This is a genomic window from Sporosarcina sp. BP05 (assembly GCF_014282005.1).
GTDB lineage: Bacteria > Bacillota > Bacilli > Bacillales_A > Planococcaceae > Sporosarcina.
On record NZ_JACFTD010000005.1, the window covers coordinates 69,571 to 89,152 of the forward strand.

General features: G+C 39.8%; 18 protein-coding genes. 5 read left to right on the forward strand and 13 right to left on the reverse strand.

What is annotated here, in order from left to right:
- Positions 1-19: 19 nt before the first annotated feature.
- Positions 20-826 carry an SDR family NAD(P)-dependent oxidoreductase gene (locus tag H2672_RS07645; RefSeq protein WP_186670726.1) on the reverse strand — a complete coding sequence of 269 codons (807 nt, stop codon included), beginning with the start codon at positions 824-826 and terminating at the stop codon, positions 20-22.
- A gap of 343 nt (positions 827-1,169) precedes the next feature.
- Here H2672_RS07645 and ilvA point away from each other — a divergent pair, with 343 nt between their 5' ends.
- Positions 1,170-2,438 (forward strand): threonine ammonia-lyase IlvA, encoded by a 1,269-nt coding sequence (gene ilvA, locus H2672_RS07650; RefSeq protein WP_186670727.1) that lies wholly within the window; start codon positions 1,170-1,172, stop codon positions 2,436-2,438.
- A 159-nt stretch (positions 2,439-2,597) separates the two neighbouring features.
- Here the strand turns inward: ilvA and H2672_RS07655 are convergent, their stop codons facing one another.
- From H2672_RS07655 to H2672_RS19590, 3 genes are all read right to left on the reverse strand, one after another.
- The gene (locus H2672_RS07655; RefSeq protein WP_186670728.1) at positions 2,598-3,464 is read right to left on the reverse strand and encodes a mechanosensitive ion channel family protein; all 867 of its coding nucleotides are present in this window, start codon (positions 3,462-3,464) and stop codon (positions 2,598-2,600) included.
- A 192-nt stretch (positions 3,465-3,656) separates the two neighbouring features.
- Positions 3,657-3,929: a D-alanyl-D-alanine carboxypeptidase gene (locus H2672_RS07660; RefSeq protein ID WP_186670729.1), complete on the reverse strand. Its 273-nt coding sequence runs from the start codon at positions 3,927-3,929 to the stop codon at positions 3,657-3,659.
- A gap of 22 nt (positions 3,930-3,951) precedes the next feature.
- Entirely contained in the window at positions 3,952-4,083 is a 132-nt protein-coding gene (locus tag H2672_RS19590; protein WP_255485589.1) for a hypothetical protein, read from the reverse strand.
- A 139-nt stretch (positions 4,084-4,222) separates the two neighbouring features.
- Here H2672_RS19590 and selD point away from each other — a divergent pair, with 139 nt between their 5' ends.
- The 4 genes from selD (at position 4,223) to H2672_RS07680 (ending at position 9,448) form a co-directional block, all read left to right on the forward strand.
- Complete coding sequence (gene selD, locus H2672_RS07665; protein ID WP_186670730.1) at positions 4,223-5,272, forward strand: selenide, water dikinase SelD; 1,050 nt, start codon at positions 4,223-4,225, stop codon at positions 5,270-5,272.
- Between the two features lie 33 nt (positions 5,273-5,305).
- A complete protein-coding gene (gene mnmH / locus H2672_RS07670; RefSeq protein ID WP_186670731.1) occupies positions 5,306-6,355 on the forward strand; it encodes a tRNA 2-selenouridine(34) synthase MnmH in 1,050 nt (349 codons plus the stop codon).
- Between the two features lie 407 nt (positions 6,356-6,762).
- On the forward strand, positions 6,763-8,250 hold the full coding sequence (locus H2672_RS07675) for a catalase (RefSeq protein ID WP_186670732.1): 1,488 nt from the start codon (positions 6,763-6,765) through the stop codon (positions 8,248-8,250).
- 172 nt (positions 8,251-8,422) lie between these two features.
- On the forward strand, positions 8,423-9,448 hold the full coding sequence (locus H2672_RS07680; RefSeq protein ID WP_186670733.1) for a hypothetical protein: 1,026 nt from the start codon (positions 8,423-8,425) through the stop codon (positions 9,446-9,448).
- A gap of 71 nt (positions 9,449-9,519) precedes the next feature.
- Here H2672_RS07680 and H2672_RS07685 read toward each other — a convergent pair whose 3' ends face one another.
- The 9 genes from H2672_RS07685 to cysI all read right to left on the reverse strand — a co-directional run bounded on the left by H2672_RS07685 (position 9,520) and on the right by cysI (position 19,577).
- On the reverse strand, positions 9,520-10,929 hold the full coding sequence (locus H2672_RS07685) for a GGDEF domain-containing protein (RefSeq protein ID WP_186670734.1): 1,410 nt from the start codon (positions 10,927-10,929) through the stop codon (positions 9,520-9,522).
- A gap of 206 nt (positions 10,930-11,135) precedes the next feature.
- On the reverse strand, positions 11,136-12,077 hold the full coding sequence (cyoE, locus tag H2672_RS07690) for a heme o synthase (protein WP_255485593.1): 942 nt from the start codon (positions 12,075-12,077) through the stop codon (positions 11,136-11,138).
- Between the two features lie 207 nt (positions 12,078-12,284).
- Positions 12,285-13,289, reverse strand: coding sequence for an aliphatic sulfonate ABC transporter substrate-binding protein (locus H2672_RS07695; RefSeq protein WP_186670735.1), 1,005 nt, complete (start codon positions 13,287-13,289; stop codon positions 12,285-12,287).
- 112 nt (positions 13,290-13,401) lie between these two features.
- On the reverse strand, positions 13,402-14,406 hold the full coding sequence (locus H2672_RS07700) for an ABC transporter substrate-binding protein (RefSeq protein ID WP_186670736.1): 1,005 nt from the start codon (positions 14,404-14,406) through the stop codon (positions 13,402-13,404).
- Between the two features lie 36 nt (positions 14,407-14,442).
- A complete protein-coding gene (locus tag H2672_RS07705) occupies positions 14,443-15,195 on the reverse strand; it encodes an ABC transporter permease (protein ID WP_186670737.1) in 753 nt (250 codons plus the stop codon).
- Complete coding sequence (locus H2672_RS07710) at positions 15,128-15,970, reverse strand: ABC transporter ATP-binding protein (protein WP_186670738.1); 843 nt, start codon at positions 15,968-15,970, stop codon at positions 15,128-15,130. Before H2672_RS07710 ends, H2672_RS07705 begins: the two co-directional genes overlap by 68 nt.
- 98 nt (positions 15,971-16,068) lie before the next feature.
- The gene (gene cysK, locus H2672_RS07715; RefSeq protein ID WP_186670739.1) at positions 16,069-16,998 is read right to left on the reverse strand and encodes a cysteine synthase A; all 930 of its coding nucleotides are present in this window, start codon (positions 16,996-16,998) and stop codon (positions 16,069-16,071) included.
- Positions 16,999-17,021: 23 nt separating this feature from the next.
- Entirely contained in the window at positions 17,022-17,645 is a 624-nt protein-coding gene (locus H2672_RS07720; RefSeq protein WP_186670740.1) for an NAD(P)-binding protein, read from the reverse strand.
- A gap of 207 nt (positions 17,646-17,852) precedes the next feature.
- Complete coding sequence (gene cysI / locus H2672_RS07725) at positions 17,853-19,577, reverse strand: assimilatory sulfite reductase (NADPH) hemoprotein subunit (protein WP_186670741.1); 1,725 nt, start codon at positions 19,575-19,577, stop codon at positions 17,853-17,855.
- Positions 19,578-19,582 lie beyond the last annotated feature (5 nt).

Here is a 19,582-nt window from a genome sequence, read left to right on the forward strand (position 1 = left end):
CGGGTTACCTACTAAATTCTTATGATTTTGCTTGCGACATTAACTCTTGGAAGTCAGCGATAGTCGGGTTACTTAAGTAGTGACCACCCTCAACTTGAATCGTTTGACCTGTGATAAACTTGGATTCATCAGAAGCTAAAAACAATACGGTATTTCCTATATCATCCGCCTCTCCGTGGTAAGGTAATGCGTTGTATTTCCCGAAAATGTCAAGTAGTTCTTGGGACATATTCTGTTTCGCTGCAGGTGTTAAAATCAATCCAGGAGCGACTGCATTACAACGTATATTGTCTTTTCCATATTGTGTTGCGATATATTTCGTTAAATTAACGACTGCTGCCTTCGATGCGCCATAGGCCGAACGGACAGAGTCCCCCGCAAAGGCAGCCATGGATGTAGTATTGATAATCGAGCCGCCACCCGCTTTTTGCATATGTGGAATTGCATATCGGCTTCCCAGTAAAACACTTTTTGCATTCACATTCATTAAACGGTCCCACTCATCTAAATCAATATTCACGATATCTAAATCTTTTTGTAGATTTGTCGTCCCTACATTGTTATAGAGGATTGTAATGGTACCAAACTGTTCAACCGTGAAATCAATCGCATCTTTAATGGATTGTTCACTCCCAGCATCTAAAAACACGGCAACCGCTTCGCCGCCGTCGTTTAAGATGTTTTTGGCAACTTGTTTCGCACCTTCCAGATTAAAGTCTGCAACAACAACTTTTGCGCCCTCTTTTGCAAGAAGTATAGCGGTAGACAATCCGATACCTGATGCCCCACCAGTTACTAAGGCAACTTTATCCTGTACTCTTCCCACGAAATTACCCCTCTCAATTTCCAATTTTTATTTCGCTACTCAATATACTTTAACATTAAAGTATATTGAGTGGAAGTATTTACTCCGTAAGCCGTTAGATACAGAGAAGACAAATCTCAGATATAAATTTGCTGCGATAAAAGGAGCAAAAATAGAAAGTTATGATGTCAACTCCATGTCGCAATTCATGAAAGGCATTGAATTTTATTTTGACTACATAAGTCTGTTCAGCATCATTCCCTATTAAATAAACTCATAATTACAAACATTCATGTGTTTATTCTCCTGCTATCATGTTAGTATAGAAAAATAAACTACTTATATGGAGGGTGCTGAGATTACTATGAATCTAATAAAGACGGAACCAACTGGAATTCAAGTCGAGGATATATTGATTGCCAATCAATTACTAAAAGATGTAGTCGCACATACTCCTCTGCAAAAAAATGAACGACTGTCGGAAAAATATGACTGTCGAGTCTATGTAAAAAGGGAAGATTTACAACATGTCCGTTCCTTTAAATTACGGGGTGCCTTTTATAAAATTAAAACCATAGAAGCAGCTGCACTTGAAAAAGGTGTCGTCTGCGCAAGTGCAGGCAATCACGCGCAAGGAGTCGCTTTTGCCTGTGCGCATCTAGGTATTGACGCAAAAATATTCATGCCCCAGACAACTCCGAGGCAAAAGATTAATCAAGTCAAAATGTTTGGACGGAACTATGTAGAAATTATTTTAGTGGGCGATACATTTGATGATTCTTCTGCTTCAGCAGTCAAATGCGCGACTGCTGAAGACAGAATTTTCATCCATCCTTTTGACGATTATGATGTCATTGCCGGACAAGGAACAGTCGCGGTTGAAATCATGAATGATATTGATGAACCCGTTGATTTTGTCTTTGCCAGTATTGGCGGTGGCGGTCTGATGTCTGGTTTAAGCACTTACATTAAAAATCTGTCACCACATACGCGTATGATCGGTGTTGAGCCGGCAGGTGCAGCTAGTATGAAAGCAGCATTGGAGAATAATGAAGTGACCACCTTGGATACAATCGATAAATTTGTTGATGGAGCAGCCGTGCAAAGTGCCGGCCAACTTACATTTGAAATTTGTCGTAAGTACCTTGAAGATATTGTACTTGTTCCAGAAGGAAAAGTGTGTACGTCTATCTTGGAATTATATAACCAACATGCAATTATCGTAGAACCCGCCGGGGTATTATCTATCGCCGCCTTGGATTTTTATAAAGAAGAAATCAGAGGTAAGTCCGTCGTGTGTGTCATCAGTGGTGGGAATAATGATATCGGTCGAATGCAGGAAATCAAAGAAAAATCATTGATTTATGAAGGACTTCTTTATTATTTCATTATTAACTTCCCGCAGCGTTCTGGTGCTTTACGTCAATTTCTGGATGAAGTACTTGGACCAGACGACGATATCACTACATTTGAGTATACAAAGAAGAACAACAAGGAAAGCGGTCCTGGACTTGTTGGCATTGAAATAAAGAAAAAGTCAAATTACGATGGACTTATACAACGCATGCATCAATGCGGTTTCTCCTTTAAAGAAGTTAACAATGATAGTACGTTATTTGACTTACTTATCTAATGTCCACTATTTATGTTGAACAAATGGATACCTATATACAACTTAGCTAAGGCGACTTATAAAGGGTAGCGAGTTCAATAAGATACTTTATTTTATCCTATACATTGAAAAAATCTTACTCATGGCGATTAAGCCCTAAGTAAGATTTTTTCATTTCCATTAATACCCCTTATTAATCAATTGCTCCGCCATTTTGACCTTATTATCATAAAGTTTTTGAGCCAATACTTTTTTTGCTTCCAATGAGGCTACTAAATAATCCGTATCATTAACGGTGGCGACGATGGAGAACTTATACCCGAATGGACTTGTATCAAGGGAATGTAAGCCATATATTTCATACTTTTCAACGTAATCTCCGGTCAACTTATCTACTTGCAATAAAGCTAATTGTTTTGTGTTTAGCTCGTCGCACACTTCTTGCAGCAACACGCGAACGATTCCAGGATCTTGATTGAATGAAACGATTAGGCTCTCAAAAATCCGTCTTTTTTCAACAGAACCGTTAACCATTTTTCTGATTTCCCCATTGGAAATGGTCAATAATTTCCCGTTTATCAAACGTATCTTAATTATCCTAAACCCTAATTCCTCAACCGTTCCGCCTTCCAGTTCTCCGTTGACATTTATAAAATCTCCTCGTTTAATGGTTCCTTCAAAAATAATAAAAACACCGCTTATTAGATCATTAATCAGTTTTTGGGCACCGAACCCAATAACAGCCGCGATGATACCTCCAGCTACAATGACTTCTTTCAGATCACCCACGAATGGCTTTATCGCTGCGATTAGTATAATGATAGCGAATATGTACCTGGATGTGTTTTTTACAACACTTTCAATTGTTTCTTTCTTCTTTTCTTCTAATAGAGTTGTCCGCTTGAATAGTTGTTGCATGATTTTCCTGAATACGACTATAAGTAAATAGGTAACAATGATAGTTACTGTCAATGAAACAAAATACGTTCGAACACCAGAAAAATCAATGTCAATAAAATGTTGTATTGAATCTAAAAATACATTCATAATAATCAAGTTCCTTTTCCTCACCTACTAGATTTTTCACTCTCTCTGTTTATTATACAATACAATCACTATAATCTTCATTATTTCAGAACATACCTCACAGAGCGATTCAACATGTAGATTCATCAAATTCAATTTGACACTTGCAAACTCGCCTCAGCCAACACGACTTTTAGTGCAAAAAACAAACATCTAGATAAATCTGATCCTTTTTTCCATTTTTATTTTGTTGTTGAATTTGTTATAGCAGTTGCAATACGGTCTAGAACAGGAATCTGTTACTTTCCCGTTTGTTAATACATCTGTCTTGAAATGATAATTTTCGCCAAGCGTCTTCAGTGCTGCCGCTGCTTTGAGTATTTTCAACGTGGATGCAGGTGTAATCCCTTTATGGCCCTGTTTTTGATAGACCACTTCCCCAGTTGAAGCTTTGCGTACGGTTACGCTGCTAGAAGCTGCTTGCATTCTACTATCAGCCATAATTTTATTAATGGTATTTCTCCAAGCTCTCGTATGAAGCAGCTGCTAACGCAGTTGACTGTTCAGGAACCATTGTTAAAAGCATCCCAACAAACACTACAATCGACAATAATGAAAATGCAATTTTTTTATGTATCAAACCTATTCCCCCATTTAAAATTGGATAGACTATAAATATTCTACCCTAAGGAATAGATTATGAGGACTTGCTATGCCAATTCTATTTCACCTATGTGTTAAGATTATAAACAGACTTGCAATCGAAAGGCGGAACTATAATGGAGAAAACTGAACCAGTAAAATTGACTTCCCTTACAACAAAAGGCGGCTGTGGCTGTAAAATCGGCCCTGCAGATTTGGCGGAGGTATTACGCAGCCTGCCACTTGCCAATCCCAATCCTAATTTGCTAGTTGGTCTCGATACGAGCGATGACGCGGGTGTCTATAAACTGACTGATGAAATAGCAATGGTGCAGACACTCGACTTTTTCACACCGATTGTTGACGACCCTTACGATTTCGGCCAAATCGCTGCAACAAATGCAATCAGTGACATCTACGCAATGGGTGGAACTCCGATTACAGCGCTAAATATAGTCGCATTTCCAATCGCTACGCTAGATAAAAAAATCCTCACAGAAATCCTTCGAGGTTCTGGCGATAAATTAAAAGAAGCAGGGGTTACACTTGTCGGCGGACATTCAATAGATGATCAAGAACCAAAATTTGGTCTTGCCGTTACGGGAACCGTCCATCCTGATAAGGTTCGAACAAATGCCGGTGCACATCCAGGCGATAAAATCATTTTAACAAAACCAATTGGAGTCGGTATTTACACAACATCACTGAAAAATGGTTTATTATCTGATGATGAAATTGTCTACGTTACGAAAGTTATGACAACACTTAATAAAACAGCAGCAGAAACAATGGCTTTATACGATGTCCATGCTGCAACGGATGTCACTGGATTTGGGCTGCTCGGACACGCCTCTGAAATAGCAAAAGCAAGCCGAGTGGGCATTCGCATCATTGCCCACCAAGTACCAACACTCCCCCGCACAAAGGAACTTGCAGATGCTGGAAAAGTACCAGGTGGAACAAAAAATAATTTTGCTCACGTAGCAGATGTAGTCTCGTATCCTGAAACTATGGACCAATCCGATCGTTGGATTCTATGTGATGCCGTGACATCAGGTGGCCTGCTCATCGCATTACCTGAAGATCAGGCGGATAGACTGTTGGATGAACTTCAACAAAAAGGCGTTGACGCTAGGATAATCGGCGAAGTAACAGAAGAAAATAGTGGACGTATCACTGTCGAGTAATCGGGTGTGAATTTTGGGTAGAAGGTGAATTGGATGTTCCGAGATTTAATGTTGGAAGATATATTTGCATTGCAAGAAAAAGGGCCACATACATTCATTGATGTCCGATCGCCTAAAGAGTTTCAAGAAGCGACGATTCCAGGAAGTATTAACATCCCTGTTTTCGATGATGAGGAACGAGCGGAAATTGGAACACTTTATAAACAAGTTGGACAAGAAGTTGCTAAAGAAAGAGGACTTGCAATCTTTGCGAAGAAGTTGCCGGAATTTATTCGCGCATTCAAAAATATTGAAACCCCCATGACGGTATTCTGCTGGCGTGGCGGCATGCGAAGTAAGACCGCGGCGACCGTCCTCGATTTGATGGGCATTCATACTACTCGATTAAACGGCGGAGTCCGTTCTTATCGGCAATGGGTCGTTCATGAATTGGAAAAAGAGGACTTTTCTCCAAACTTCATTGTATTGAATGGCTATACAGGAACAGGAAAAACTGGAATTTTGAAGCGTCTATCGGACAATGGCTATCCTGTCATTGATTTCGAGAACATTGCAGGTCATCGAGGCTCTATTTTCGGACAAATTGGACTTGAGCCAAGCAATCAAAAGAAATTTGACTCATTACTCATCCATGAATTAGAACGATTGAAAACGGAGCCGCATGTTTTCATAGAAGGCGAAAGTAGACGGATTGGAAAAGTAAGTTTACCACAATTTATTTATGAGAAAAAAGAGTGTGGGATGCAAATCGTCATACATCTTCCCATTGCCGAACGGGTCAAAATTGTTTTAACTGACTATGAACCGTGGAACAACCCGGAACGTTTTATAGAGGCCTTTCAATTAATTGAAAAACGATTACATACCCCCATTGCCAAATTGATCGAAACGTATTTGAAAAATGGTGAGTTTGGATTGGCAGTCGAGTTGCTACTTGAACACTATTACGATCCAAGATATAGACATTCTGGTGATCAAAATACTGAATTACAGAAAGTAGACATCGAAGCAATAAATGTAGAAGACGCATACCAACAAGTTCTTCAAACGATTGAGCGAATGAAAACGCCCTCTTTATCATGAAAACCAACTGTCCAAACAATCGACTCGTCTGTCGATTGTTTGGACAGTTTTTTGCTGCAGATGGACTTGGTATTAAAGAATCCCCATTAAAGTTTACTTGATTTATAAAATACCAACACCATTTTACTGACTTTTCCGTTATTAGAAGTTAATATAGAAGGAGAATGGTATTTTTTAAATGGCATGAGCCTCATTATTAAGAAATTCATATTCTTTCTAATTGAGAATGCATAGATATGACTCTTACCTCTTCGTTTATAAAAAGTGCAAACGAATGCTACTTATAACTTAATAATCTACAGCCTTTTACATGATTAAATTTTAGTAGATGTTATTAGTAGATATATCGCTTCTTTTTTAGTATGATTATCATGTAGGAATTAAAACAATCTAGGGAGTGAGAATCTATGACAAAAAATGACACTAATAAAAAATTAACAACTGCCGCTGGTGCTCCAGTTGTGGATAACCAAAACTCAATGACTGCAGGGCCTAGAGGGCCAATACTATTACAAGATGTTTGGCTTTTGGAGAAGCTCGCGCATTTTGATCGCGAGGTTATTCCTGAACGTCGTATGCATGCAAAAGGTTCTGCTGCGTATGGTTCATTTACTGTAACACATGATATTTCAAAATATACAAAAGCAAAAGTCTTCTCTGAAATTGGGAAGAAAACAGATATGTTCGTTCGTTTCTCAACAGTTGCCGGTGAACGTGGCGGAGCTGACGCCGAACGTGATATCCGCGGATTTTCAATGAGATATTATACAGAAGAGGGAAACTGGGACCTTGTCGGAAATAACACACCTGTGTTCTTCTTTAGGGACCCAATGCAATTCCCAGATTTGAACCATGCCGTTAAACGCGATCCACGTACAAACATGCGGAGCGCAAATAACAACTGGGACTTCTGGACATCACTTCCTGAAGCACTTCACCAAGTGACTATCGTTATGAGTGATCGTGGACTTCCAAGTTCATACAGAAGTATGCATGGTTTCGGAAGCCATACTTTTAGTATGATCAATGCTGAAAACGAACGCGTTTGGGTGAAATTCCACATGCATTCACAGCAAGGGATTGACAACTTGACTGACCAAGAAGCCGAGGCAGTTGTAGGGAAAGACCGCGAAAGCCATCAACGTGATCTCTATGACAATATCGAAAATGGCAACTTCCCGAAATGGAAAATGTTCATACAAGTAATGACAGAAGAACAAGCGAACAATATGCCTTACAACCCGTTTGATTTGACAAAAGTATGGTATAAAAAAGACTTCCCTCTTATTGAAGTAGGTGAATGGGAATTAAACCGAAATCCTGATAACTATTTTGCAGAAGTAGAGCAAGCTGCTTTTACACCTGCAAACGTTGTACCAGGTATCAGTTTCTCTCCAGACAAAATGTTACAAGGTCGCCTCTTCTCATATGGAGATGCACAACGCTATCGTTTAGGCGTGAACCATCACCAAATTCCGGTCAACCAACCGAAATGCCCAGTTCACAGTTTCCACCGTGACGGCGCAATGAGAACTGATGGCAACATGGGTAGCACGGTTCATTATGAGCCAAACAGCTATGGCGAATGGCAAGAACAACCGAAGTTTAAAGAACCAGCTCTTGATATTTTTGGTGCCGCTGACCAATGGAATTTTAGAGAAGATGACGATAATTACTTTGAACAACCAGGTAAACTCTTCAACTTAATGAGCAAAGAACAACAACAAGTTTTATTCGAAAATACAGGGCGCAATATGAACGGCGTTGACAAACATATTCAGCTTCGTCATATTGTTCACTGTTACAAAGCAGACCCTGCTTATGGTCAAGGTGTAGCAGACGCACTAGGTGTTTCTTGGAACGAAGTGGAAGCAGCAGTTGGATCAGAAGATTAATTAGTGAAACAAAAAGGAATGTTCCTCGCATAATAATGCGAAGGACATTCCTTTTTTAGACAATCCCTTCCCCTGACCCTTTTTAGACATTCACTATGATACTACTGACTTTTATGTGAATCAAAGGTAGAATAGAAAGTGTATTTAGAATATACAGTAGGGGGAACTATAAATGTCGATTACTTTTATAGCAAAAGAAGAGTTTTTCACGTTTCATGATCCAATGCAAGATGGTAAATTGATTGACCGCAAAACTGAAATTCGAATGGATCCGCTAACAGGCGAAACATCCAGGATTATTTTCGATCCAGGTGCACCATTTACATCAACAGACTATTCCGAGCAGGCAAAACAAACAGAGGGCACTAAATGTCCATTCTGCCCCGAAAACGTGCACACTTTCACACCTAAATTCCCGAATGATTTAATCGAAGATGGCAGAATCATTCAAGGCGAAGCTGTCGTTTTTCCAAACCTCTTTCCTTACAGCAAGCATAATGCTGTGGTCCGCATGTGTGATCAACATTACGTCAAATTAGATGAATTTACAGCACCCATGATTGCCAATTCCTTTTCTGCAGCGCATAACTATTTGACTAAAGTTATTACCCAGGATCCAGAAACCGCATACGCATCCATTAACTGGAATTACTTACCCCCTTCAGGCGGTAGTATTTTGCACCCACATATTCATGTATTAGCTTCTGAAATACCAACCAACTATCAATTAATAGCATTGGCAAGCAGCGAACAGTTTCACACAGAAACAGAAAGTAATTATTATGATTCATTAATAGAAACTGAGCGTAAAACCGATGAGCGCTTTATCGCGTCGGTGGGTTCCATCGACTGGGTTCATGCTTTTGCACCGAAAAGCCATACCGATTTTATCGGGGTTTTAGATGTTTCTTCGTTGGATGAATTAAACGACAACAATTGGCAGGATCTCGCAGAAAGTCTTACACACTTTTTCCGTTACTTCGAATCAATCGGCATCGCAAGCTTTAACCTCGGCCTGTTTATTCCTGTAAGCAAGAATTCATCTGAACGCGTTCACGTGCGAATTGTTCCTCGCCTAACGATGGGAGCACTCCAAACAAGTGATATGAACGTTTTCAATTTCTTGCATGGAGAACCGCTATGTTTGAAAGTACCTGAAGAAATAACAAAAGAAGTTGCTGTGTATTTCAGCAAATAATAGGAGTAAAACTTATAAAACCCTCTCGTGTCTATGCAGACACGAGAGGATTTCTAGATGTAAAATATCCCTTAATTAAGTACACAAATTCGATTCTTACCGTTTTGTTTTGCTTCGTACAGTTTTATATCTGCAAAATTAAACAACTCATTAAAATGCATAATCGTGCAATCCGCATTAGTCGACACCCCGATACTTGCCGTTACAGAAATAGTGTTGCCATCCTTAAATAACTTGATATCTCTTATGATTTCCAATAATTGTTCTGCTTTTAATTTTCCATCCTCAAGTGAGAAATCCTTTAATAGGATGACAAACTCATCTCCGCCAAAACGCCCTATCAAATCAATTTTCCTAATTGACGACAAACAAGCACTACTCACCTGTTTTATGACTTCATCGCCAAAAAGATGGCCATATTCATCATTAATCGATTTAAAATTATCAATGTCAAATGCTATACATACTATACTTTCATTCTTTATAGATGCTTGTTTTAACCACTCATTTGTAGTTTCCTCTATAAAACTGCGATTATATAGGCCCGTTAAATAATCTGTATTCGATTTCCTTTCAATAGTCGCAATATTATGTTTGACCTCAAGCCTTTGGGCTAACATTGCTATTTCTCGTTCGCTAATTTCATTAAGCAATGTTATATATTCCTTTTGAACTACATAGCCTAACGATACATCGTTCATTAACTCACATAATTCACATCTTTCTTCTTGAATTTCCTTTAATAGATAGACATCATTATAGCTTTCCACCAATTCCTTAGCTATAGACAATGATTCAAATGCATTTCTAGTGAGATTCTGCTTAGCATACCATCGGCCTTGTAAAACATAACACTGTGATTTTTCCCTACCAAATAACTCTAAAATAGGATTATGAATCATTTCATTTATTAAAGATCCCGAAGTTACAAAATCACCGAGCCCAATATACGCACTAGCAATATTCAATTTTACTCTTAGTTTCAAAATAGGACTTTCAGGTACATGTAACCCTGCCATTTCAAGGCCCAATTTAGCCATTTCTAATGCTTTCGCATAATCATTCTCAATCAAGCTTATATGACTATAATTGCTATACCCATTGCTGACTATGTTATAACGTTTTAATTCCCTTCCCAAATCAATGCTTTTCTCAAGAGTTTTTTTTGCCTTTTTAAATTCTTTAGTATAATCATATAGTAAAAACAAAATATTGTAGGAGTTTAGTTTGTCCGTTTCATCGCCATTTATCATACAAATCTCTTCGTATTTGTCAATACTTATAAAAGCCTCTTCGATTTCGCCAATACAGTAATATGAAGCTGCGCTATTAATATGCGCAGTCAAGATGGATTTAAAATCATTCACTTTCAATCCGCAGTCAAGAAGATGAAAGCAGGCTTCAATGGTTTCTATGTATTTACCTTCAGCTCGTAATGCAGTTACTTTTTTCTGTAACAATAACAAATCATCTTTATCCATAAGCTCGCTCCTATTCCGTAAACGGGTGAAATACCCATTTAATCCTACTGATAAGTATACATAAAGCACAGAAAGTTGAACTAATAATTATTTAGGGTAATGAATTTTAAGTACATACTCAAAAAGGAGAGTCCTATCAGTTAATGATCTACTGGTAGGACTCTCCCTTATTGAATTGAAACAAGTTGCTGCATCAATTCGTAAGTTTAACTAAAAACGGGCAAAGTAACAAGAATCATCAGTGTAAACAAGATAGCCACATAATTCACGGAACACATGAACATCAGATGTGCCCATTTCATATCATTTTTAGTGAAAAATCCGGCAATAGTTGCAGTCAACCAGCCAAGGTTCATCAAAGTGGCGATAACTACAAATACTGTACCAAGCGACCCTAAAAAGAATGGTAATGGTAGTAAGCATGCAACATAGATAACCATTTGCCGCTTTGTAAAATTAAATCCGTGAACGACTGGAAGCATCGCCACTTTTGCCAAACTATATTCTTCCACTTTCTTCATGGCAATAGCGAACGTATGCGGCATTTGCCAAATGAAGAGGATAAGTGTCAATACGATTGGGACGATATGATAACCTGGTGCAATTGCAGCCCATCCGATTAAAGGAGTTACAGCACCTGACACACTGCCAATGACTGTGTTCAACGTATAGCGACGTTTTGACCACATTGTGTACAATATAACATACGTAAACCATCCAATAAATGCGTAGATAGCCGCTTCAATTGTTGTAAAAGCTAGAAGTACTAAACCTCCTAGAGATAATGCGATTCCTAATCTAAAGACAAATTTAAGAGAAAAGTTCCCAGTAACTGTAGGACGGTTTTTGGTACGCTCCATTACTGTATCGATATCGACGTCGTACCAATTATTCAGAATAAGTGCCCCAGCCATAACGAGTGTACTGCCTGAAATCGTTAATAAAAACACATCCCAGTTTGCTAAAAAAGTTCCATTCGTAAAATAGAGCGCTAACCAAAATCCTGTTAGGACGGGTAGCACATTAGAGATTAAGACTATCGCCTTAAATAGAGATTTAAGATCAGCGAATAGTGTGGTGATATTTTGTTCTTTCGAAACCGTTTTTTCATCAACCTTCTCCCAAGAAGGATCCATTACTTTAGTCATAAATTCGTCTCTCCTCAAAAAAGCCAGGTGCTTTTCCAATTTGGTGGATTCGCATTTCGTTCAGTTACTGGCATACTTAACTCCATTTTACTCTTAGTCTTCAAGTAAGACAAAGGAAAGCTTTGTGACATTTTCAAAACTGCAAGAAAAAAGGATTGGAAACATCATACTGATGTTTCCAATCCTCCTAAATTATGAAGCATTTCATTATTTTCCTGCTATTGACTTCAACTGATCCAATTGAATTAAGCCTTCAATGTCGCTGCTAGGGATATATCCTGCTTCCTTACTAATATCAGCCATTTCCTGAATAACTTCTTCATTGACAGAAGTAGTTACTTTTAGACGCTTAAATGCGACCTGGAGTTCATCTTTGTCAATCTCTTTTCCAGTTAATTCTTTGATGTGTTTAATAAAAAGAATTTGACTTTCTTCAGGATTTTGCACAATAAACTCAACTGCTTTTACATGACCTGTTAAGTAGGCATTCACCAATTTTTCATCTTCCATAAACATCTTACTTGCTGCGACTACGGTATTGGTCGATTCCTTCCCCCATGCGAATGATTCCCAGTCCAATAACAACTTACCATTCGTCTGTGTTTCCAGAATATAGCCCCACGGTTCCGGTATTGCTGCAGCATCTAGGGACTTTTGAATAAATAGCGTTGCTGTATCAGCTGGTGCCACGACAAACATTTCTACTGTCCCTCCATTTGCTGCAGGTTTAAGACCAACATCTTTTAGCGCTTTACGCAACATAATGTCTTGAGTACCCCCAATTCCCGGTATCGCAACTTTCTTCCCGTCCAAATCAGCAAGCTGCTTAATGGCACTATGCTCACTTGCAACTAGGACTGCTCCGCCATTTACAGCACCTGATATTATATGGTAGTTTGGTTCTTTTACGTAAAAATTCAGTACAGGACCTGGGCCAACTGTTCCCACATCAATGGATTTAGTGGCCATCGCTTCCATGAACAGGCCCCCGTTACTGAGGGCCTTTTTGTTGATTTTAATATCTTTTTCAAACGCTTCAGTGAAATAACCTTTCTCCAGCGCAACGATTGTAGCGATATGTGTTAAGTTTGGGAAATAACCAATGTTCACCACTTTACCGCCTTTTTCTTCTTTTTCTGCTATAGCGCATGCAGAACAAGTACTCAATACAACTAAGGAAATAATCGCAAGTACGAAAAATTTACGTTTCATCCTTTTCTCTCCCCATCTGTATCTATAAATAACCACTTAACGCACGCCATGAAATTAGAAACATCAAAATGATGTTTCTAAACCTACTAAATCAGTAGCGCTTTACGTTTTATTATTTTGCTTCTATTGACTTCAACTGTTCCAATTGAATTAAGCCATCAATATCATTACTAGTGACATACCCTGCTTCCTTACTGATATCAGCCATCTCCTGAATCACTTCTTCATTGACGGATGTTGTTACTTTCAGACGCTTAAACGCGGCTTCGAGTTCAGTTTTGTCAATCTCTTTTCCTGTTAGTTCTTTGATATGCTTACTAACAAGATTTTGACTTTCTTCAGGATTCTGTTCAATAAACGCTACTGCTTTTACATGGGCTGTTAGATAAGCATTTACAAGTTCTTCATCTTCCAAAAACTTCTTACTTGCTGCAACCACTGTATTCGTCGATTCTTTCCCCCAAGCGAATGATTCCCAGTCTAACAACAATTGACCGTTCGCCTGTGTTTCCAAAATATAACCCCATGGTTCTTGTGTTGCTGCAGCATCCACTGATTTTTGGACAAAGAGCGTTGCTGTATCAGCTGGTGCTGCGGCAAACATTTCGACTGTGCCGCCATTTGACGTCGGCTTCAGACCAACATCTTTCAGTGCCTTACGCAACATGACGTCTTGGGTACTTCCGATTACAGGAATCGCAACTTTCTTCCCGTCTAAATCTGCAAGTTCTTTAATATTACTATGTTCACTTGCAACCAGTACTGCTCCCCCGTTTACAGCACCTGAAATTATATGGTAGCTGGGATCTTTTACGTAGAAGTTCAGTAATGGACCAGGCCCTACTGTTCCCACATCAATTGATTTAGTCACCATTGCCTCCATAAACAAGCCACCGTTACTGACGGTTTTTGTGTTGATTTTTATATCTTCTCCAAACGCTTCAGTGAAATAACCTTTCTCTAGCGCAACGATTGTAGCGATATGTGTTAAATTCGGGAAATAACCAATGTTCACTTCTTTACTGTCTTGTGCTCCTTTTTCTGTATTTCCACAGCCAGCAACAATTGCCAATACAGCTAAAGAAATTAGCCCAAGTAAGAACAAATTACGTTTCATTCCGTTCTCTCCCCATCTGTCATTATTTATCATTACTTAACTGATTCCCCATTTTTTCTGCACACTGCGCTCCAGTCGTAAAAAGACCAGATTATCCATAATTGTACCGATAACACCAATGATGATCATTACCGAGATAACCAAATCCATTTGTCCAAGTGATCTGCCCATTTCCAAGAGATATCCAAGCCCACCACCGCCACCAAGAAGTTCCCCTGCCATTAACGCGCGCCAGGAAAATGCCCAGGCGATACGTAATCCGGCTATGAGCTGTGGGACAGATGCTGGCATTATAACTGTTCGTAAAAAGTGAAAACCGCTAGACCCTAATGTTTTAGCAACTTGTTGATAAAGCCTTGGCACAGTTTTAAAACCACTCGTCGCATTGATTGTCATTGTCCATGTGGCGCCGATTGTGACAATAAATAGAATGGAAAAATCGTTCAAACCGAACCATATGATTGCAAGTGGGAACCAGACAATACTCGGAATCGATTGCAATGCTGTGACAAGAAATCCAAGTGTGTCTTCCACTAACTTAGAACGCCATATAAGATAGCCTAAAAAGAGACCGAGGACTGTCGCAATTGTAAACCCTATTAATAGACGACTCATGCTCGTTAGGATTGCAGTCATTATTTGCCCACTTACAATACCTGTGTAAAGTGTATGCAATACTTGGCTGAGACTTGGAAACATGAAATCGGGCAAGCTTGATAATCTAGATGTGACTTCCCATATCGCCGCTAGAATCCCGATGAAGAGGGTTCGTCTTAAAAATGTAGTCATCCCCCATTTCCTCCTTTAACACTTTCTCAATTTCACCTTGCAGTGATGCCAATATCTGTTTTTCCAAATGAAACGTTACATCGTTTGGCATAATACCATCTTTCATTGTCGTTGAAGAATGAATCTCTTTGATTCTTCCAGGGCGTGTTTCAAAAACGACAATCTTTTCGGATAAAAGGACTGCTTCCCGAATGTTATGCGTAACGAAAAAGATTGTCACCTTAGTTTTTTGCCATATTTCAAGCAGCTCATTATGTAACACCATTCTGGTTTGCTCATCCAGTGCCGCAAACGGCTCATCCATGAGTAAAATTGCGGGTTCCATAACAAGTGCGCGTGCGATAGCAACACGTTGTTTCATACCTCCGGACAGCTGATGCGGATAGGAGTCAATAAAGTTGCTTAAATGAACCATTTTCAACATTTCTCTCGCTTTGTCCTCTGCCTGTTTTTTGGGCAAACCCTTTAAACGTAAGCCATATGTGACATTATCAAGAACCGTTAACCACGGAAACAATCCATCCTGCTGGAAAACGACGACACGATCTGGTCCAGGATCCGTCACTACTTTACCAGCAATCCGAATTTCCCCTTGATCAGCCTTCTCAAGACCAGCAATCAGATAGAGCAATGTCGACTTCCCGCAACCGGAAGGACCGACAATCGAAACAAACTGTCCTTTTTCCACGTCTAACGAGATATTATCCAGCACTTTGACATGCCCTTTTTCTTTATGTGGAAAACTTTTGGCAATGCCATCTATTGTTAAATACATTCAAATACCCCTCTCCTGAAATTTTCCACAAGTAATTCTATAAAGGTTGAGATAAAGAACTCCACTGAATTCGCTGCTGCGCTAAGTTTATAGAGTTATTAAAATTCGAACAAATCGCTTGATAAATAGCGTTCACCAGAATCAGGTGCAATACAGACGACCGTATCATTCGGAGTCAATCGCCTAGCAACGGCTAACGCGGCATATATGGCTGCGCCTCCTGAAGGGCCAAGGAGAATCCCTTCATTCGCCGCTACAGCACGTACTGTCTCGTAAGCTTCATCATCTTGTATCATAAAGATTTCATCGTAGACGTTCGTATTCAAAACGGAAGGAATAAAACCTGGACTCGTTCCGACAAGCTTATGCTTTCCTGGCTTTCCTCCCGATAGCACAGGTGATCCGGCGGGCTCAACAACATGAACTGAGATTCTATCATTAAGTTCTTTAAGTGCATCCCCGGTACCCGTTACCGTCCCTCCCGTTCCTGACGTACAAACGAATGCATTAAGCGTTCTTCCAATTGACTTCATCGCTTCGCTAATTTCAACAGCCGTTGTTGTCCGATGAATATCAGGATTTGCGGCGTTTTCAAATTGCATGGGGATAAAACTGCCTACAATTTGTGCTGCTAATTCATTCGCTTTTGCAATCGCACCTGGCATTCTTTCTTCACTTGGTGTCAGAACGACTTTAGCACCGTATGCTTTCATTAAATTAATGCGTTCAATCGTTGCGTTATCCGGCATGACGAAAATTGAACTATAACCTCTTGCTGCGGCATTCATTGCCAAACCAATGCCAGTATTACCTGATGTAGGTTCAATAATCGTTGCCCCCGCCACCAATTCCCCACTTTTTTCTGCTTCTACAATCATATTGTAAGCCGCTCGGTCTTTTACGCTCCCGCTTGGATTAAAATATTCAAGTTTCACATAGACAGCTGCCCCTTGTGGATCTGGCAGTCTATTTAATCTTACAAGCGGCGTATTTCCAATCAATTCAGCTATATTACTTACGACTCGCATATCTGTCATCCCCCCAATTGCAGTCAGGATTTGTCTTGGTATCCGCCAATCAATTCTAAAAAAGCATGTTGCATGTTGATAGATTGCCTGTACGTGTCACTGGTGATTGTTTTAAGTAATTTGGTTTTTATTGTTTGATCTAACATAGAGTGTTTCACTTTTTCTCTCGACAGTGTTAGAAATTCAAGATAATCACCATAAGAATCGTCGTAAATTTCGGAAAGTTCATCACGTATGCTTGTAGCTAGTGTCGGGCTCGCTCCTCCAGTTGCAATACTTATCGTTAAGTCCCCTCTGGTCAACTTTGCAGGGACATGAAAAGTGCTTAACTCCGGATTATCAACGATATTGACCAGTTGATCCTTGCCAGCAGATGATGCAACGAATGTATTCACCATCTCATTATTTGTTGCTGCAATAATAACCAATGCGGAATCAAGATCATTCGGTTCGAACAATTTAGCTTTCCAATCAATCTTATTCTCGATAAAGAGTTGTTCTATTTTCGAATGAATCACTGGACTAATCACAGTTACATAAGCACCTGCCTGTAGCAAGCCGCCAATTTTTCTGTAGGCGATCAGACCACCACCAACTACTACTACAGCTTTGTCTTCGACGTTCAACATAATTGGGTATGATTTCATTGTTTTATTCACCTGCCGCTGTTTAGTTATTCTGAAAAAGACCATAAAATTAGCGGTCCTTCTTAGCTTTTTTAAAAGATAAGAAAGTATAAGTTTTTCACTTGGAGCAGTGTCTAGACTCCAGCGCCTAGCCCCTCGAGTCGCTTCAGTCCTTAAGGTAAAGGCAAAGAGCGCCTTTAACTTTAAGGCCCTCCAGCGCTTTTCTTATTAATCGTGAAAGTCCAATCCAGATTGAACAGCTTTTACATGTCCTGCACGGATAACAAAATCACCGAAATGCTCACCTTCATGTCTTTCCTTTGCATATTGGAAAAATAGTGGTTTAAGCAGGTCTAGAATTTCTTCTTCTCCAATGTTTTCTCGGTACAATTTGTTCAGCCGATCTCCGACAAAGCCAGCACCTAGATACATATTGTATTTTCCGGGGGCTTTACCGATAAAGGCAATTTCCCCCAAAGATGGACGAGAGCAACCATTCGGGCAACCTGAAATACGTATGATAATCTCTTTTTCACGCAATCCCGCTTCATCCAAAATCAGTTCCATCTTATCTAGTAGGGAGGGCAGATAACGTTCAGCTTCAGCCATTGCTAGCCCGCAAGTTGGAAAAGCAACACAAGCCATTGAACTCCGACGCAATGCGGAATGATGCTGCCCATCAGTCAATCCATGCTGTTCTATCAGTTCGACAATTTGGTTCTTATTTTGACTCGTAACATTGCTGATAATTAGGTTTTGGTTTGGGCTAAGGCGGAAATCTCCTGTGTGAATCTTGGCAATTTCGCGCAACCCTGTCATCATTGGATAATCATCCAAGTCTTGGATTCGACCGTTTTGGATAAAGAGCGTGAAATGCCAATTGCCATCGCTTCCTTCTACCCAACCATAACGATCACCATTATGTTCAAAAAAGTAATCACGCGCGGTTCCAAGTTCCCAGCCTAATCGCTCATTGAGTTCTTTGGTGACCCAATCAAGTCCACGAGCATCAATTGTGTATTTAAAACGTGCATACTTTCGAACAGAACGATTTCCGTAATCACGTTGAATCGTAATGATTTTTTCGGCTACTTCGATAATCTGATCTGATGTACAGAATCCAATCACTCGTGCCAACTGAGGATAGGTGTCTGTATCCCCATGTGTCATCCCCATGCCGCCCCCGACTGCAATGTTGAATCCTACTAATTTACCTTCTTCTAAAATGGCAATTAGACCAAGATCCTGCGAAAAGACGTCAACATCATTATTAGGAGGAACTGCCACACCAATTTTAAATTTCCTTGGTAAATAGAGTGCGCCATACAATGGTTCGATTTCTTCCTCTGTTTCTTGACTGTCGATTACTTTTTCACCATCGAGCCAGATTTCATGGTACGCATTGGTCCGAGGTGAAAGATAATCACTGAGTTTCTGAGCCCAGCCATAAACCTCAGCATGAATATCCGATTGGTAAGGGTTTGGGTTACACATCACATTCCGGTTCACATCACCACAAGCCGCTAGTGTATCCATCAACGCCGCGTTAATTTCCTGAATATTTTCCTTCATATTCCACTTTAAAATCCCATGCATTTGGAATGACTGGCGGGTTGTCAATTTCAACGTTCCATTGCCAAATTTATTAGCAACATGGTCCATCATCAGCCATTGTGCTGAAGTTGCAACGCCGCCCGGAGCACGAACTCGAACCATGAACTGGTATGCCGGTTCTAATTTTTGGCGTTGTCGTTCATTACGTAAATCCCGATCATCTTGCAAATAGCTGCCATGGAATTTCATCAATCGATTATCGTCGTCGGGTATCCCCGAACTGATTGGATATTCAAGCGTCTCCACAAGCGATCCTCGTAAATAATTACTCTCACTCTTAATCCTCTCAACATCACTTGGTGTTCCTGATTGTGGCGGTAGAATTATTTTTTTCGTCATTTAAC

What these genes read in the sequence shown, in the direction of transcription:
- H2672_RS07710 (WP_186670738.1), bottom strand. Translation starts at nt 15,970, where the DNA reads ATGTATTTAACAATAGATGGCATTGCCAAAAGTTTTCCACATAAAGAA.
- cysK (WP_186670739.1), bottom strand. Translation starts at nt 16,998, where the DNA reads ATGCGAGTCGTAAGTAATATAGCTGAATTGATTGGAAATACGCCGCTT.
- ilvA (WP_186670727.1), top strand. Translation starts at nt 1,170, where the DNA reads ATGAATCTAATAAAGACGGAACCAACTGGAATTCAAGTCGAGGATATA.
- H2672_RS07700 (WP_186670736.1), bottom strand. Translation starts at nt 14,406, where the DNA reads ATGAAACGTAATTTGTTCTTACTTGGGCTAATTTCTTTAGCTGTATTG.
- H2672_RS07705 (WP_186670737.1), bottom strand. Translation starts at nt 15,195, where the DNA reads ATGACTACATTTTTAAGACGAACCCTCTTCATCGGGATTCTAGCGGCG.
- H2672_RS07655 (WP_186670728.1), bottom strand. Translation starts at nt 3,464, where the DNA reads ATGAATGTATTTTTAGATTCAATACAACATTTTATTGACATTGATTTT.
- cysI (WP_186670741.1), bottom strand. Translation starts at nt 19,577, where the DNA reads ATGACGAAAAAAATAATTCTACCGCCACAATCAGGAACACCAAGTGAT.
- H2672_RS07685 (WP_186670734.1), bottom strand. Translation starts at nt 10,929, where the DNA reads ATGGATAAAGATGATTTGTTATTGTTACAGAAAAAAGTAACTGCATTA.
- H2672_RS07675 (WP_186670732.1), top strand. Translation starts at nt 6,763, where the DNA reads ATGACAAAAAATGACACTAATAAAAAATTAACAACTGCCGCTGGTGCT.
- cyoE (WP_255485593.1), bottom strand. Translation starts at nt 12,077, where the DNA reads ATGACTAAAGTAATGGATCCTTCTTGGGAGAAGGTTGATGAAAAAACG.
- selD (WP_186670730.1), top strand. Translation starts at nt 4,223, where the DNA reads ATGGAGAAAACTGAACCAGTAAAATTGACTTCCCTTACAACAAAAGGC.
- H2672_RS07720 (WP_186670740.1), bottom strand. Translation starts at nt 17,645, where the DNA reads ATGAAATCATACCCAATTATGTTGAACGTCGAAGACAAAGCTGTAGTA.
- H2672_RS07695 (WP_186670735.1), bottom strand. Translation starts at nt 13,289, where the DNA reads ATGAAACGTAAATTTTTCGTACTTGCGATTATTTCCTTAGTTGTATTG.
- mnmH (WP_186670731.1), top strand. Translation starts at nt 5,306, where the DNA reads ATGTTCCGAGATTTAATGTTGGAAGATATATTTGCATTGCAAGAAAAA.
- H2672_RS07660 (WP_186670729.1), bottom strand. Translation starts at nt 3,929, where the DNA reads ATGCAAGCAGCTTCTAGCAGCGTAACCGTACGCAAAGCTTCAACTGGG.
- H2672_RS07680 (WP_186670733.1), top strand. Translation starts at nt 8,423, where the DNA reads ATGTCGATTACTTTTATAGCAAAAGAAGAGTTTTTCACGTTTCATGAT.